We start from the raw sequence: 15,066 nt of genomic DNA on the forward strand, positions 1-15,066 counted from the left end.
GCCTGAGGTGCCACATCACATCGCATATCGCAGCCGGGCGCGGTACCCGCGGACCGGCAGCGCGTTCAACTTTGAATCTGCGCCCACAGCTTGTCCAGCCGCTTCACGCTCACCGGCTGCGGCGTGCGCAGCTCTTGCGCAAAGAAGCTCACGCGCAGTTCCTCCAGCAGCCAGCGCAGCTCTTGCATGCGCGCATCCACCGCACCCTTGCGCTCGGCCACCAGGCGCCAGTAGCGCTGCTCTTGCGGGCGCAGTTCGGCCAGCTTGGCGGCGTCGCGGGCGGGGTCGGCTCGGTACTTGTCCAGCCGTAGGGTGATGGCCTTGAGGTAGCGAGCGTAGTGCGCCAGTTGCGCCCAGGGAGCCACGGCGATGAAGTTCTTGGGCACCAGGCGTTGCAGCTGTTGTTGCGCGTCGGCCGTGGCCTCGGGCGCGTTTTTGGTGTCCTTGATCTTGCGGGCAGCGGCGGCGTATTCGGTGAGGATGGTGGCGGCCAGGCGGGCCACCTCGTTAGCGATCAGCGTGAGGCGGCCCCGGCCTTCCTCCACGCGGCGCTTGAAGGCGAACTCGTCGGTGGGCAGCGGGTCGAGCAAGAAGGCGCGGTCCAGCGCCACATCGATGATCTGGGTGCGCAGCTCTTCCTGCGTGCCCAGGGGCATGTAGGCCACGGCCATCTTCTGCAGGTCGGGGATGTTCTTTTCCAGGTACTTGAGCGCGTCCTTGATCTGCAGCGCAAACAGGCGGCGCAGGCCGGCGCGGTGTTTGGCGGCGGCCACCTCGGGCTCGTCGAAGACCTCGATGGTCACAGCGTCGCCGCCATCGATGAGGGCCGGAAAGCCGATGAGCGTCTGGCCGCCCTTTCTGATTTCCATCAGTTCGGGCAACTCGCCAAACGTCCAGGTGGTGTAGCGTTGGCCAGCGGGTGCCGATGGGGGCGCGCTGGCAGGCTTGACGGCGGCAGGGGGTGCACCATTTACTCCTGATTTGATAGCACCTTGGGCATGATTCTCTAGCGCTTGCGGCGCTTTTTGCTTCAAAGCCGCTGTATCGGCGGCTGTACTGCCCAATTTGAGCCCCGCCAGCGCCTGGAAGGCCCCCCGCGCCTTTGCGCCCCACTCCGCCTTCAGCGCGCCCAGGTTGCGACCATGGCCCAACTGACGGCCATGTTCGTCCACCACGCGGAAGTTCATGAACAGGTGCGGGCTGAGCATGTCGAGCTTGAAGTCGGCGCGTTTCACGTCCAGGGATGTCTCGTCGCGCACCTGCTTGAGCAGCACATCGGTCAGGCTGCCGGTGCCAAAGCGCTCGGGCGCACCCAGCAGCTCGGCCAGGCGCGTGGCGGATTCGGGCAGTGGCACAAAGCGGCTGCGCGGGCGCTGAGGCAGGCTTTTGAGCAGGGCCTGGATCTTGTCCTTGAGCATGCCCGGCACCAGCCATTCGCAGCGCTCTTCGCTCACCTGGTTGAGCACAAAGAGCGGGATGGTCACCGTGATGCCGTCGCGCGCATCGCCGGGCTCGTGCAGATAGCTCGCAGCGCAGTCCACACCGCCCAGCCGCACCGTCTTGGGAAACGCGTTGGTGGTGATGCCTGCAGCCTCGTGGCGCATCAGCTCTTCGCGGGTGAGCTTGAGCAGGTCGGGTTGCTTTTTGCTTTCTTCACGGTACCAAGCCTCAAAGCTATGGCCGCTGCACACCTCAGGCGGCAGCTGCTGGTCGTAGAAGGCGTAGATGAGTTCGTCGTCCACCAGCACATCCTGGCGGCGAGACTTGTGCTCCAGCTCCTCCACCTTGGCGATCATCTTCTGGTTGGCAGCCAAAAACGGCAGGCGCGTCTCCCAGTTACCGCCCACCAGGGCTTCGCGGATGAACACCTCGCGCGCAGCGTGCGGGTCCACCTTGCCAAAGTTCACGCGGCGGTTGTTGTAGACCACGATGCCGTAGAGCGTGGCGCGCTCCAGCGCCACGACCTCGGCGGATTTCTTCTCCCAATGCGGGTCCAGCAGTTGCTTCTTCAGCAAGTGGCCGCCGATCTGCTCCAGCCACTGCGGCTCAATCGAAGCGATGCCCCGGCCGAACAGGCGCGTGGTCTCGACCAGCTCCGACGCAATGATCCAGCGGCCGGGCTTCTTGTTGAGGTGCGCGCCCGGGTGCTTGTAGAACTTGATGCCACGCGCGCCCAGGTACCAGTCCTCCTCGTCACTCTTGCAGCCGACGTTACCCAGTAGGCCGGCCAGCATGGACAGGTGCAGTTGCTCGTAGCTGGCGGGTTGGGTGTTGATCTGCCACTTGTGCTCGGTCACCACCGTGAGCAGCTGGGTGTGGATGTCGCGCCACTCGCGCAAGCGGCGGATGCTGATGAAGTTCTGGCGCAGCAGCTGCTCGTACTGGCGATTGCTGAGTTTGTGGGTGGCGGCTGGGGCGGCAGGTATTGCTGCTGCAGCAGCGGCTGCAGGCGCGCCGCCGCGCCGCTCCACGGGCAGGTACGCCTGCGAAGGCGCCTTCTGCGCGGCCATGGCCTTCTGTGCGCGGGCCGACGGCAGGCTGGGCGCCCCGCCCCGGGCCTCGTTGATCCACTTCCACAGCTTCAGGTAGCCGCTGAACTCGCTCTTGTCGTCGTCGAATTTGGCGTGCGCCTGGTCGGCCTGCTGTTGTGCCTCCATGGGGCGGTCGCGCACGTCCTGCACGCTCAGGGCGCTGGCAATGATGAGCACCTCGTCCAGCGCCTTGCGGTCGCGCGCCTCGATGATCATGCGGCCTACGCGCGGGTCCAGCGGCAATCGCGACAGCTCCACGCCCATGGGCGTCAGCTCGTTGGCGTCGTCCACCGCGCCCAGCTCGGCCAGCAGCTGGTAGCCGTCGGCAATCGCGCGGCCCGAAGGCGCCTCGATGAACGGAAACTGCGTGACGTCGCCCAGGTGCAACGACTTCATGCGCAGGATGACGCCGGCCAGCGAGCTGCGCAAAATCTCGGGGTCCGTAAAGCGCGGGCGGCTGTTGAAGTCCGCCTCGTCATACAGGCGGATGCTGATGCCGTTGGCTACGCGCCCGCAGCGGCCGGACCGTTGGTTGGCGGCGGCCTGGCTGATGGGCTCCACCAGCAATTGCTCCACCTTGCTACGGAAAGAATAGCGCTTGACGCGCGCTGTGCCTGCATCAACCACGTAGCGGATGCCCGGCACGGTGAGCGAGGTCTCCGCCACGTTGGTGGCCAGCACGATGCGCCGGCCCGTGTGGCCGTCAAAGATGCGGTCCTGCTCGGCCTGACTGAGGCGCGCGAACAGCGGCAGTACCTCGGCATTGCGCATCACGGGATGGTGCGACAGGTGCTTACGCAAGTGGTCGGCAGCCTCGCGGATCTCGCGCTCGCCGGGCAAAAAGACCAGGATGTCGCCCGCCGCATTGCCCTGCCACAGCTCGTCCACGCCATCGGCAATGGCCTCGTTCAAACCATAGTCGCGGCTCTCTTCAAACGGGCGGTAGCGCTGCTCCACCGGAAAGGTGCGGCCCGACACCATGATGACGGGGGCCGGGCCCTTGGCGCTTTCAAAGTGCTTGGCAAACCGGTCCGCATCAATCGTGGCCGACGTGACGATGACCTTCAGGTCCGGCCGGCGCGGCAGGATCTGGCGGATGTAGCCCAGCAGAAAGTCGATGTTGAGGCTGCGCTCGTGCGCCTCGTCGATGATGATGGTGTCGTAGGCCCTGAGCAGGGGGTCGGTCTGCGTCTCGGCCAGCAAGATGCCGTCGGTCATCAGCTTGACGGACGCATCGCGGCTCAAGCGGTCCTGGAACCGCACCTTGAAGCCCACCACGTCGCCAAGCGGCGTGTTCAGCTCTTCGGCAATGCGCTTGGCCACGCTGCTGGCCGCAATGCGGCGTGGCTGGGTGTGGCCAATCAGCTGCCCTTTCTGTCCCGGCTTGGCATTGCACTTACCACGGCCCAGCGCCAGCGCGATCTTGGGCAGCTGGGTGGTCTTGCCCGACCCCGTTTCACCGCACACGATGATCACCTGGTGCTTGTTGATGGCCTCCATGATCTCGTCGCGCTTGCCCGACACCGGCAACGACTCGGGGAACGTGATGCGCAGCGGCGCTGGCGGCGCGGCAGGTGCAGGTGCAGGTGCAGGTGCAGGTGCAGGTTCGGGTGTAGGAGCAGGAACGCGGGACGAAGCAGGCAGACGCGGATCAGAAGAAGACATAGGCCCGCATTATCGATAGCAGCACCCTGCCCCCTGCGCTGCATCTGTGCTTTTGGTACGACATTTCGCCGCGTTTTCAGCGCTTTTCGTTGCCAAAGCCCGCCAGCGCCGCCAAAATCGCGCCCATTCTTCGCAAGCCCCTGTTCAGCGCCACCCTCGGCGCGCGGCTCGAACGAACCCCTGGAGGTCCCCGACATGTCTGCCCTTTACGCCGCACCCGTCTGACCACAGTCCACCGCCCCGGCTGGACTGTGCACACACAGTTCAGCCATGGCAATTGCACCTGCGCACTCTTTCACGCGCTCCGCAAGCCCTGGCTCCATCGCCGGGGTTTTTTGTTTGTGGAGTACGTGCACACCATGAGTGCCAAAAAACTGTCTCGGGCCTTCGCCCAGGGTGAAATTAAGAAGCTGCGTCGCATGAAGCAGCCCCTGGTGCTGAAGCTCGAAGCCTCGGGCCCGCCCCGAAACCCTGTGGCCGCCGCAATGGCCCAACGCAGCCTGTCCAGCGCGGCAGGCAAGCACATCCGAACCCGTGGGGCCCAGCGCCGTGCGGACAACGTCGCCCTGCGCAAGGCGATCCAGAACCCCTTTTTGAACGATTGACATGAATCCCTTCAACAACCCGATGCCGCCACACCAGCGGCATCCCACCCCGCATCCGGCGCTGGCCGGTGCGCCAACGCAAGCGGTGCACCCCACACCCGTGCGTGCCCACGCAGTCAGGCCTTCCACGGTGCTTGCCAGCAGCGCAGAGCTGGCCCAGCGCCAGCAGGCTTTGGCCCACGCGGCGTTGCAACTGAAAGCCGAGCTGTTCGGCATCGACGACGTGATCGACCGTGTGATCAATGCCATCCGCGCCTGGTATGTGCTGCCACAGCTCATCACCCGGCCGGTCATCGTCTGCCTGTGGGGCCTGACCGGCACGGGCAAGACGCAGCTCACGCGGCGGCTGGCCCAGCTGCTGGGCTTTTACGATCGGTTTGTGGAAGTGCAGATGGACGGCTTCAGCCACGGCGCGAGCTACCGCAGCTCGTCCATCTCCGGCATGCTGGGCGACTCGGGAATCCACGAAGGCATGCCGGGCATCCTGGTGCTGGACGAGTTCCAGCGCTTTCGCACCGTGGACACCAAGGGCGCCGACGTGAAGGTGGAGCGCTACCAGGACGTTTGGACGCTGCTGTCCGACGGGCGCCTGCCGCCAGCCTTGAGCGCGCTGTCCAACATCGAGCGCAAGCTTGCCGATGCGCACTACGAGGCCGAACGCGCCGAAGATGACGACGACCGCGCAGGCAAAAAGCCCTACCGTTTTCAGCTGGACGCCTGGGATGCGCAAGAACTCAAGCGCATGCTGAAGCTGCAGGAGCCGCTGTCCGTCATCATGCAGTGGCCGCCCGCCAAGGTGCAGGCGCTGTTTGCCAGCTTTCAGCAGTCCAGCCATGCCTGGGAGACCGACTACAGCAAGCTGCTGGTGTTTGTGTGCGGCAACCTCGACGAGATGTACCACGAGACCGCACAACGCGTGGAAGACTGCGACACCGATGCCGACATCTTTCACCGCCTGACGCGCAAACTCTCGCTCATCGATGTGAAGAAGGCGCTGGGAGAACGCTTCAAGCCCGAGCAGATCGCCCGGCTGGGCAATGAACATGTGGTCTACCCGTCGTTCAGCAAGGCGACGTATGAGCGCCTCATCCATAACCTGTGCACCCGCTATGTGGACGATATCGCCGCTCAGTGTGGTGTGCGGTTTGCCATCGGGCAGGATGTGCTGAGCGAGTTGTATGCCAACGCCGTGTTCCCTGCGCAGGGCACGCGGCCACTGTTCTCGTCAGTGCACGCGATCCTAAGCGCCAATCTGGTCAACGCCGCGTTGTGGGTGGTGCAAGAGCAGCTTTCACTGGAGCAAGAGTTCGCCATTCACCTGGCGCCCGACAAGCGCCACCTGCTGGTGTCGGGCCAGGGGCCTTCGGGCCCCGTACAGGCCGCGTTTGCAGTGACGCTGGAGCTGAACCGGATCAAGCAGCGGGCCAATGCAGACTTTCGGGCCCTGCTGGCGGTGCATGAGGCGGGCCATGGGTTGGCCTACTGCGTGTTGTTCGGGCACGCTCCGCAAGAGGTGAAGATCAATATCGCCTCGTTCGAGGGCGGGTACAACAGCTTTTCCAGCCTCAAGGCCACCACGCGCCAGAACGCGCTCGACATGATGTGCGTGGGCCTGGCAGGCCGCGTGGCAGAGGAGCTGGTGTTTGGCGAAATGGCCTGCACCACCGGGCGGGGCCGAGCAGGACTTCAAGCAGGTGACGGCCGAAGCGGCGCGCTACATCCGCCACCATGGCTTTGGCGCGCGGCTGGCCCGCATCGATGTCACCGTGGAGATGGACAACCACGTCAACACCGACATCGGCCCCAGCAACGAAGCCATCGAGGCGCTGATGCGGCAGCAATACCAGCGCGCCCAGGCGCTGCTGACCACGCACCATGAGGCACTGGGGCGCACCGTGGACGCGTTGCTGGCACATGGCACCATCGCCCCCGCGGAGATGGTGGCGCTGCTGCAAGGCTGCGGCATTGCGCTGGCCCCACCCTCGGACGCTGCAGGCACCCTGCCCGAAGAAGGCCTGGTGCTGGAGCCGTTTGGTGCCAAACTCAGCGCGTTTCGCGCACGCGGGCCGGCGTCCGCTGCACCTCAGCTGGTGTGACACCCAGCACGAGAGACGAAAGATCGACATGGCCAGCGGGTTTTCCGAGTCCAGCGACGGGCTGCACTACGCCGAGCACATCTCGGTGCCGATGCGCCTCGGAAGACGCGCCCCACTATGTGCTGCGCCTGACAGCGCGTGGCGAGCGCCCCATGCAGCTGGGTGGGTTTGACCGGCGGGAAGATGCCGAACGCTGGCGCCGCCGCGTCGCGGCGCTGTTCCAGGCTCACCCTGGCTGAGCGTGCAAATCCCGGCACCCGGTCCCTAAGGACACTTATCATTCGCACCTCGCGCATTACCACCACCGTCCCAACCGCCCTCCTCCATGTCCGCCGTTTTCAACTTCACCTTCGTCCCCTGGTTCCGCTCGGTGGCGCCGTACATCCACAAGTTCCGCAACCAGACGTTTGTGATCGGGCTGACGGGTGAGGCGATTGCGGCCGGCAAGCTGCACAGCATTGCGCAAGACCTGGCACTGATCCAGGCCATGGGCGTGAAGATCGTGCTGGTGCACGGCTTTCGCCCACAGGTGAATGAGCAGCTGGCGGCCAAGGGCCATGCGGCCAAATATTCGCATGGCATCCGCATCACGGACTCTGTGGCGCTGGACTGTGCGCAGGAGGCCGCCGGGCAGCTGCGCTACGAGATCGAAGCCGCCTTCAGCCAGGGCCTGCCCAACACGCCCATGGCGGGCGCCACGGTGCGGGTGATTTCGGGCAACTTCCTCACGGCGCGGCCCGTGGGCATTGTGGATGGGGTGGACTTTCAGCACTCGGGCCTGGTGCGCAAGGTGGACGTGGCGGGCATCCAGCGCACGCTGGACATGGGCGCGCTGGTGCTGCTGTCGCCGTTTGGCTTCTCGCCCACGGGTGAGGCCTTCAACCTGAGCATGGAAGAAGTGGCCACCAGCGTCGCCATTGAGTTGCGGGCCGACAAGCTGATCTTTTTGACCGAGGTGCAGGGCATCCGCATGTCGCCCACCGAGCCCGAGAGCGACGACAACCCCATTGACACCGAGCTGCCGCTGGCCGACGCGCAGGCCCTGCTGGCCCAGTTGCCGCCCGCCCAGCAGCCCACCGACACGGGCTTTTACCTGCAGCACTGCGTGAAGGCCTGCAAAGCCGGCGTGGAGCGCAGCCACATCCTGCCGTTTGCGGTGGATGGCTCGCTGCTGCTGGAGGTGTATGTGCACGACGGCATCGGCACTATGGTCATTGACGAAAAGCTGGAAGAGCTGCGCGAGGCCACTATTGACGACGTAGGCGGCATCCTGCAGCTGATCGAACCCTTCGAGAAGGACGGCACCCTGGTCAAACGTGACCGCACCGAGATCGAGCGGGACATCGCCACCTACACCATCATCGAACACGACGGCGTGATCTTTGGCTGCGCCGCGCTCTACCCCTACCCCGAGGCCAAGACGGCGGAGATGGCCGCCGTGACGGTATCGCCGCAAAGCCAGGGCACAGGCGACGGCGAAAAGCTGCTCAAGCGCATCGAGCAGCGTGCACGCTTGCTAGGGCTGGACAGCATTTTTGTGCTGACCACCCGCACCATGCACTGGTTCATCAAGCGCGGCTTCTCGCCCGTGGACCCTGACTGGCTGCCCGACGCCCGCAAGCGCAAGTACAACTGGGACCGCAAGAGCCAGGTGCTGGTCAAGAAGCTCTAAGCACGGGTGAAAGTCTCGCGTGCGGCCGCCACGGCGCGCGCCACTCGGGCAATCGCCGCATCCCGCTGCTCGGGCGACGCCATGGAACGCGTGAGGTAGCAGGTCACCAGCACCGGCGCGCCGCCGCCCTGCGGCCACAGCACGCCGATGTCGTTGGCCGTGCCGCTGTCGCCCGCCGTGCCCGTCTTGTCGCCCACCTTCCAGCCCGGCACACCGGCGCGCAGGCGTTTGTCGCCCGTGCTGGTCTCCACCAGCCAGCGCTGCAGCCAGGCCCGGGACGTGGGGCTGAGCGCGTTGCCCAGCACCAGCTTTTGCATGGTCTGCAGCATGGCCAGCGGCGTGGTGGTGTCACGCGGGTCGCCCACGGCAGCCTCATTCAGCGTGGGCTCGGTGCGGTCCAGCCGCGTGACCTCGTCACCCAGCGAACGCACGAACGCGGTGAACCCGGCCGGCCCGCCATGGCGGGCCAGCAGCACATTGGCAGCGGTGTTGTCGCTCAGGCTGACTGTGGCAGAGCACAGCTCACCCACCGTCAGGCCGCCACCATCGCCCGCGCGCGGGCCGCTGACGGGCGAGTACGCCACCACGTCGGTGGCCGGGTAGTGCACGCGCGCTTCCAACCGCTCTTTGCCCTGGTCCACCAAAGCCAGCATCCAGCCGGCGAGCACCAGCTTGAACGTGCTGGCCATGGCAAACCGCTCGTCTTGCCGCCAGCCCAGCGCCAGGCCCGACCCGGTATCGAGCATGGCCACGCCCAGGCGGCCCTGGGCGGCGCGTTCGATGCTGGCGAGGGCATCGTTCCATGCGCTGGCGGTCTGCTCGCGGCGGTCTGAGTTGCTGGCAGCTGCACAACCCCATAAAGGCATGGCCGTGGCGGCCATCAAACCCAAGGAAAACTGTCTTCTTTTCATATCGATTGAAAGCGTAGTGGGGAACAAGGCCCGAACGATACGGAGGTTCAGCCCCCAGCACCATCGACAATAATTGCCAAAAGCCCCAAGAAAAACTTTGACCTTTTGGCAATATGCACCTGCCGCTCAACGCCCTGCGGGCCTTCGAGGCCTCGGCCCGCCACCTGAACCTCACGCGCGCCGCCCAGGAGCTGCACGTGACCCAGACCGCCGTGAGCCAGCACATCCGCAAGCTGGAGGACCGTCTGGGCAAGCCGCTGTTCCGCCGCCTGCCACGCGGCCTGGCGCTGACGGACGAAGGCCAGGCCCTGCTGCCTGTGGTGGTGGAATCGTTTGGTAACCTGCAGCGCGCCCTGGAGAAGCTGGGCGACACCCGGCCGCGCGAGGTGCTGACCGTGGGCGCCGTGGGCACCTTCGCGGTGGGCTGGCTGCTACCCCGGTTGCGCGACTTTCAGCAGACCTGCCCCTTTGTGGACCTGCGCCTGCTCACGCACAACAACCGGGTGGACATGGCAGGCGAAGGGCTGGACTACGCCATCCGCTTTGGCGACGGTGCCTGGCACGGCACGCAGGCAGACCGCATCATGGATGCGCCCATGTCCGTGATGTGCTCGCCCGCCTTGGCCCACGGCCTGCGCACGATGGCCGACCTGGCGCGCCAGCCCTTGCTGCGCAGCTACCGCACCGACGAATGGACGGCCTGGTTCGAGGCTGCGGGTGCGCCATGCCCCGTGGTGCGTGGCGCGGTGTTCGACTCGTCCCTGACGCTGGCCGAGGCGGCGGCGCAGGGCGCGGGCATGGCACTGTTGCCAGTGAAGATGTTCGCGCGCGAACTGCAGCAGGGCCGCCTGGCGCAGCCCTTTGCGCAAGAGCTGCACCGGGGTGCCTACTGGCTGACCCGCTTGCAATCGCGCACCACCACGGGGGCCATGGCAGCGTTCCGGGACTGGCTGATGTCACAGGCCAGCGTCACAGTGAGTGCCGGGGCTGAAGAATTGGGATGATTTTGGCCGGTAGCGCTAGTGGATCATGCGCCAGAAGCTATCAATTACATAGCAAACGTACGCCGTGATGCACGGGGTGCAGCGGTGTCAAAACCCCATCGCCGCCACATCCACCCCGTCCACCTGCCCCGCATCCAGAAACTGCTGGCCGTAGCGCAGGTACACCCCTTCGCGCACAAACACCTCGAACAGGTCGGGGTCAATGTGCCCGTTGTCTCGCATCCTGCACATGATGGCCAGCGCCTGCGACAGGGTCATGCCACTCTTGTAGGGCCTGTCTGCGGCCGTCAGCGCCTCAAAGATGTCGGCAATGCCCATCATGCGGGCCTGCAGCGACATCTGCTGGCGCGTGAGGCCACGCGGATAGCCCTTGCCGTCCATGCGTTCGTGGTGGCCCCCAGCGTATTCGGGCACGTTCTGGAGGTGGCGCGGCCAGGGCAGCGTCTCCAGCATCTTGATGGTGGCGACGATGTGGTAGTTGATGGTGTCGCGCTCGGCCTGGTTCAGCGTGCCGGAGCGGATGGTGAGGTTCTCCACCTCCTCCCCCGTCAAAAAGCTCGTCTGCACACCCTGCGGGTTGCGCCAGTGGCGCATGGCGGCGATGTCGCGCACGCGCTGCTGGTCTTCGGGGCGCATGGCCTCGGTGCCGGTGTTGCTGCGGCGCAGAAACTCGCGGTCTTCCTCCAGCGCATGGATCTCGTGCTGCAGGGCCTGCAGCTCCTGGCCTTCAGCCCGCGCATCCACCACCGGACGCAGCGCCAGCTGGCGGCGCAGCGCAGCCAGTTCGGCATCGCGCTTGAGCACTTCAAACCGCGTGTCCACCAGGCCGATACGGTCGTAGATGGTCTGCAGCTTGGTGGCCTTGTCCACCACGTGCACAGGCGTGGTGATCTTGCCGCAGTCGTGCAGCAGGCCCGCCATCTTGAGCTCGTAGCGGTCGCGGTCGCTCATCTTGAACGCGGCCAACGGCCCTTCGCGGGTGGCATCCACAGCCTCGGCCAGCATCATCGTGAGGGCGGGCACGCGCTGGCAGTGGCCGCCGGTGTAGGGCGATTTTTCGTCGATGGCCAGGTTGATCAGGTTCACGAACGACTCGAACAGGCGCTCCAGCTGCGTGATGAGCAGCCGGTTGGTCAGCGCAATGGCCGCCTGCGAAGCCAGCGACTCGGCCAGGCTCTGGTCGGCCTGCGAGAAGGTGATGACCTCGCCCGTGTCCGGGTCGCGCGCATTGATGAGCTGCAGCACGCCGATGAGTTCAAGGTCGTGGTTCTTCATCGGCACCGTGAGGAACGACTGTGACCGGTAGCCCGTGCGCTGGTCAAACGCGCGTGTGCCCGAAAAATCAAACCCTGCGGCGCTGTAGGCATCGGCAATGTTCACCGTGCGGTCGTGGATGGCCGCGTGCGCCGCCACCAGCGAATCATTGGGCCCGCCGTCGGCCGTGCGCAGGGGTAACAGCGGCAGGTCGATGGGCTTGCCAGTGGTGCCACCCAGGCGGATGCCGAGGGAGTCGGTGCGCAATATCTCAAACTTGAGCGCCGACTGGTCATCCGTCACGCTGTAGAGCGTGCCGCCGTCGGCGCCGGTAATGGTCTTGGCGGCCTCCAGGATGTTCTCCAGCAGCCGGTCAATGTCCCGCTCGCGCGAAAGCGCGGCGCCGATGCCGTTGAGCTGCTCCAGCCGACGGAACAGATTGAGAGTGGATTCCTTGCTCATGCGACCACCTTGCAAGCAGCGTTGGTAACCCCGCATCGTAACGAAAGGTGACAGCTATCATCACCCTTCCTGTTTCAAAAACGCCCAATTCGTGGACTCGGTCACACCCCGCTTTCTCACCGCCGCGCTTTACCAGTTTGTGGACCTGCCCGACTTTGCGGCGCTGCGCGAGCCCCTGCAGACCCTGTGTGACGCGAACGGCGTGCGCGGGATGCTGTTGCTGGCGCCCGAGGGGATCAACGGCACCATTGCGGGCGAACTGCAGGGTGTGCACGCCGTGCTGGCGTGGCTGCGCAGCGACGCGCGCTTTGCCGCCCTGCAGCACAAGGAGGCGCTGGCCGAGCGCATGCCCTTCTACCGAATGCGCGTGCGCCTCAAGCGCGAGATCGTCACCCTGGGCGTGCCGGGCCTGAACCCTGCGCGCAACGCTGGCACCTATGTGAAGCCCGAGGACTGGAACGCCCTCATCGACGACCCGGGCGTGGTGGTGGTAGACACACGCAACGAATACGAAGTGGGCATCGGCACGTTTGAGCGCGCCATCAACCCACGCACGCAGACCTTTGCAGAGTTTCCGGCCTGGGTCGACAAAGAAAAACAACCCGGTGGCGTGCTGGCGGACAAGCCCAAAGTCGCCATGTTCTGCACCGGCGGCATCCGCTGCGAAAAGTCCACTGCACTCCTCAAGTCACAAGGCTTTGACGAGGTTTACCACCTCGAAGGCGGCATCCTCAAATACCTGGAAACCGTGCCCGAAGAAGACAGTCGCTGGCACGGCGACTGTTTTGTCTTCGACGAACGTGTGTCGGTAGGCCATGGCCTCGCTCCGGGCCACCACCAGCTGTGCCGCTCCTGCCGCATGCCGCTGGGCGAGGCCGAACTGCAGTCGCCGCACTATGTGCCCGGCGTGAGCTGCCCCTATTGCCACGGCACCCGCACACCCGAGCAGGAGCGCGCCCTGGCCGAGCGTGAGCGGCAGATGCAGTTGGCCCGGCAGCGCGGGCAAGAACACATCGGCGCGCAGCAACCCGGCCGCCCCCCGCGCACTGCGGCCAAAGACGCCGCTGACGACGGCATGGATGGGACAACGTGACCGCCCTACCCGTCCTGTACTCGTTCCGTCGTTGCCCCTACGCCATGCGTGCGCGCCTGGCGCTGGCCGTGAGTGGGCAGGTGTGCGAGCTGCGGGAGGTGGTGCTGAGGAACAAGCCCCAGGGCCTGCTGCAAGCATCCCCCAAGGGCACGGTACCCGTGCTGGTGCTCCCTGGCGGCCAGGTGCTGGAGCAGAGCCTGGACATCATGCTGTGGGCCCTGGCGCAGCACGACCCGGAAGGCTGGCTCAGCCCCAGCGATGGCACTATGGCGGACATGCTGGCGCTGATTGCCGAATGCGACGGCCCGTTCAAGCAGGCGCTGGACCGGTGCAAATACCCCAGCCGCTATCCCGACGCCGACCCCGCCCTGGCCCGCACCCAGGCGGTGGATTGGCTGCAAACGCTGGAAACAAGACTGACCCACCATACCTGTCTGTACGGCAACCGGGTAGCCCTTGCCGACATGGCCATTGCGCCCTTTGTACGGCAGTTTGCCGGCATTGATGACGGCTGGTGGAGTGCCCAACCGTGGCCGCGCTTGCAGGCCTGGCTGGCCCACTGGCAGGCAAGCCCGCTGTTTGAGCAGGTGATGCCCAAACTGCCCGCCTGGGTGGACGGAACGCAAGGCGTACCATTCCCGCACAGCACCGGGATGCCCGGCTGACGCCGCCGTCCCGAATCTGCTTGAGATCGGTGCCTTGGGCACCATCTGTTCCAAAGTACATCACGCTCCGTGGCACCAAAGGTCACCACGGAGCAGCCTTCTCCACCTCATGCACCGCGCAGCCTCCCCAGGGCTTCACTGCGCAGAGCCCTACCCCAAGCCCCCTCGACCCATTACCGCTGCATGAAAATCATCGACGAAATGTTGAACCTGGACCTGCTCACCCACGAGCAGCACCTGCAAATCAGCGCCTGGATCGCGCGCTGCACCTCGCCGGAAGAGATACTGCAAATGCCAGCGCCACTGTGGCAAGCCGTGGAACGCGCCAGCCAGACCATGGGCATCAACGAGGACCTGTTGCGCCCGCCGTCGCTGGATGCAGAGGGTGTGGTGCTAGGCTAGTTGCAAGCGAATGCCGGCGGAGGCGTCTCCCACCGCAGAGAGCCCGGTGTTTGAAAACCTTCCACCATGAAAAAAGCGCTCCGTAGAGCGCTTTTTGGGGAAGAGCCTGGGCTACCGTCAAGCCACCGAGTAGCCAGAGCCCCGCTGGGTGCCACCCTTCAAGGCACGCACCAGCAGTGCCAGCAGCACCAGGCCAAAGCCCACAAAGCAAATGAACGACCAGTTGGCAATCGAGCCGCCCAGGAAGGTCCAGTCGATCGCAGTGCAATCACCCGAGCCGCGGAAGATCATGGGAATGGCGCGACTGATGGGGTAATTTTCGATCATGCCGTAGAAGTCGCGGCCACAGGTAGCGATCTCCGGTGGGTACCACTGCAGCCAGCTCTGGCGGGCTGCCACAAAGGCACCAAACCCGGCGGTGACCAGGGCCAGCACCCCAAAAGTCATCCACCAGCCCCGATTGCCTCGCGCGCTCGCCAGGGCCGTGAATACCGCCACACCAATGAGCGCATACCGCTGCACGATGCACATGGGGCAAGGCTCCAGGCCCACCACATGCTGCAAATACATGCCAAAGGCCAGCATCGCCACACAGGCCACGCTGATCAGCGCCATCACACGGCGCGGGGCCTGATCGATCCAGTTCAACAACATCTTTGTTATCCCTCTAAGCCGCGCAGTGCCTGGCGCGGCATCCCCAGGGAAG

The 15,066-nt window shown here is 65.3% G+C and carries 12 protein-coding genes; 8 read left to right on the plus strand and 4 right to left on the minus strand.

The window, feature by feature from the left end; genetic code table 11:
- Positions 1–65 precede the first annotated feature (65 nt).
- On the minus strand, positions 66–4,196 hold the full coding sequence (gene hrpA / locus DNK89_RS03320) for an ATP-dependent RNA helicase HrpA (RefSeq protein ID WP_370220850.1): 4,131 nt from the start codon (positions 4,194–4,196) through the stop codon (positions 66–68).
- Between the two features lie 359 nt (positions 4,197–4,555).
- On the opposite strand from hrpA, the gene DNK89_RS03325 reads away from it, so the two are divergent.
- The 4 genes from DNK89_RS03325 (at position 4,556) to argA (ending at position 8,569) form a co-directional block, all read left to right on the plus strand.
- Positions 4,556–4,801, plus strand: coding sequence for a hypothetical protein (locus DNK89_RS03325; protein WP_110959177.1), 246 nt, complete (start codon positions 4,556–4,558; stop codon positions 4,799–4,801).
- Position 4,802: 1 nt separating this feature from the next.
- Complete coding sequence (locus tag DNK89_RS03330; protein ID WP_370220852.1) at positions 4,803–6,680, plus strand: AAA family ATPase; 1,878 nt, start codon at positions 4,803–4,805, stop codon at positions 6,678–6,680.
- On the plus strand, positions 6,574–6,897 hold the full coding sequence (locus DNK89_RS24985) for a hypothetical protein (RefSeq protein ID WP_370220854.1): 324 nt from the start codon (positions 6,574–6,576) through the stop codon (positions 6,895–6,897). Before DNK89_RS03330 ends, DNK89_RS24985 begins: the two co-directional genes overlap by 107 nt.
- 325 nt (positions 6,898–7,222) lie before the next feature.
- Positions 7,223–8,569 (plus strand): amino-acid N-acetyltransferase, encoded by a 1,347-nt coding sequence (argA, locus tag DNK89_RS03335; RefSeq protein WP_110958884.1) that lies wholly within the window; start codon positions 7,223–7,225, stop codon positions 8,567–8,569.
- Here the strand turns inward: argA and bla are convergent.
- Positions 8,566–9,480, minus strand: coding sequence for a class A beta-lactamase (gene bla / locus DNK89_RS03340; protein ID WP_110958885.1), 915 nt, complete (start codon positions 9,478–9,480; stop codon positions 8,566–8,568). The two genes, argA and bla, sit on opposite strands and share 4 nt — an antisense overlap.
- A 113-nt stretch (positions 9,481–9,593) precedes the next feature.
- Here bla and DNK89_RS03345 point away from each other — a divergent pair, with 113 nt between their 5' ends.
- On the plus strand, positions 9,594–10,484 hold the full coding sequence (locus tag DNK89_RS03345; protein WP_110958886.1) for a LysR family transcriptional regulator: 891 nt from the start codon (positions 9,594–9,596) through the stop codon (positions 10,482–10,484).
- Positions 10,485–10,571: 87 nt separating this feature from the next.
- Here DNK89_RS03345 and DNK89_RS03350 read toward each other — a convergent pair whose 3' ends face one another.
- A complete protein-coding gene (locus tag DNK89_RS03350; protein ID WP_110958887.1) occupies positions 10,572–12,200 on the minus strand; it encodes an HD family phosphohydrolase in 1,629 nt (542 codons plus the stop codon).
- Positions 12,201–12,291: 91 nt separating this feature from the next.
- Between DNK89_RS03350 and DNK89_RS03355 the strand changes: the two genes are divergently transcribed.
- The 3 genes from DNK89_RS03355 (at position 12,292) to DNK89_RS03365 (ending at position 14,360) form a co-directional block, all read left to right on the plus strand.
- Complete coding sequence (locus DNK89_RS03355; RefSeq protein WP_110958888.1) at positions 12,292–13,293, plus strand: rhodanese-related sulfurtransferase; 1,002 nt, start codon at positions 12,292–12,294, stop codon at positions 13,291–13,293.
- Entirely contained in the window at positions 13,290–13,958 is a 669-nt protein-coding gene (locus DNK89_RS03360; RefSeq protein ID WP_110958889.1) for a glutathione S-transferase, read from the plus strand. The genes DNK89_RS03355 and DNK89_RS03360 overlap by 4 nt, the downstream gene beginning before the upstream one ends.
- A 183-nt stretch (positions 13,959–14,141) precedes the next feature.
- Entirely contained in the window at positions 14,142–14,360 is a 219-nt protein-coding gene (locus DNK89_RS03365; protein ID WP_110958890.1) for a hypothetical protein, read from the plus strand.
- Between the two features lie 117 nt (positions 14,361–14,477).
- Here DNK89_RS03365 and DNK89_RS03370 read toward each other — a convergent pair whose 3' ends face one another.
- On the minus strand, positions 14,478–15,014 hold the full coding sequence (locus DNK89_RS03370) for a disulfide bond formation protein B (RefSeq protein WP_203422178.1): 537 nt from the start codon (positions 15,012–15,014) through the stop codon (positions 14,478–14,480).
- Positions 15,015–15,066: the final 52 nt, after the last annotated feature.

This window comes from Acidovorax sp. ST3 (assembly GCF_003231145.1).
Lineage (GTDB): Bacteria > Pseudomonadota > Gammaproteobacteria > Burkholderiales > Burkholderiaceae_C > Acidovorax.

Coding starts and splice junctions, on each gene's coding strand:
- bla (WP_110958885.1), bottom strand. CDS start 9,480: ATGAAAAGAAGACAGTTTTCCTTGGGTTTGATGGCCGCCACGGCCATG.
- argA (WP_110958884.1), top strand. CDS start 7,223: ATGTCCGCCGTTTTCAACTTCACCTTCGTCCCCTGGTTCCGCTCGGTG.
- DNK89_RS24985 (WP_370220854.1), top strand. CDS start 6,574: ATGGACAACCACGTCAACACCGACATCGGCCCCAGCAACGAAGCCATC.
- DNK89_RS03350 (WP_110958887.1), bottom strand. CDS start 12,200: ATGAGCAAGGAATCCACTCTCAATCTGTTCCGTCGGCTGGAGCAGCTC.
- hrpA (WP_370220850.1), bottom strand. CDS start 4,196: ATGTCTTCTTCTGATCCGCGTCTGCCTGCTTCGTCCCGCGTTCCTGCT.
- DNK89_RS03330 (WP_370220852.1), top strand. CDS start 4,803: ATGAATCCCTTCAACAACCCGATGCCGCCACACCAGCGGCATCCCACC.
- DNK89_RS03325 (WP_110959177.1), top strand. CDS start 4,556: ATGAGTGCCAAAAAACTGTCTCGGGCCTTCGCCCAGGGTGAAATTAAG.
- DNK89_RS03365 (WP_110958890.1), top strand. CDS start 14,142: ATGAAAATCATCGACGAAATGTTGAACCTGGACCTGCTCACCCACGAG.
- DNK89_RS03345 (WP_110958886.1), top strand. CDS start 9,594: ATGCACCTGCCGCTCAACGCCCTGCGGGCCTTCGAGGCCTCGGCCCGC.
- DNK89_RS03370 (WP_203422178.1), bottom strand. CDS start 15,014: ATGTTGTTGAACTGGATCGATCAGGCCCCGCGCCGTGTGATGGCGCTG.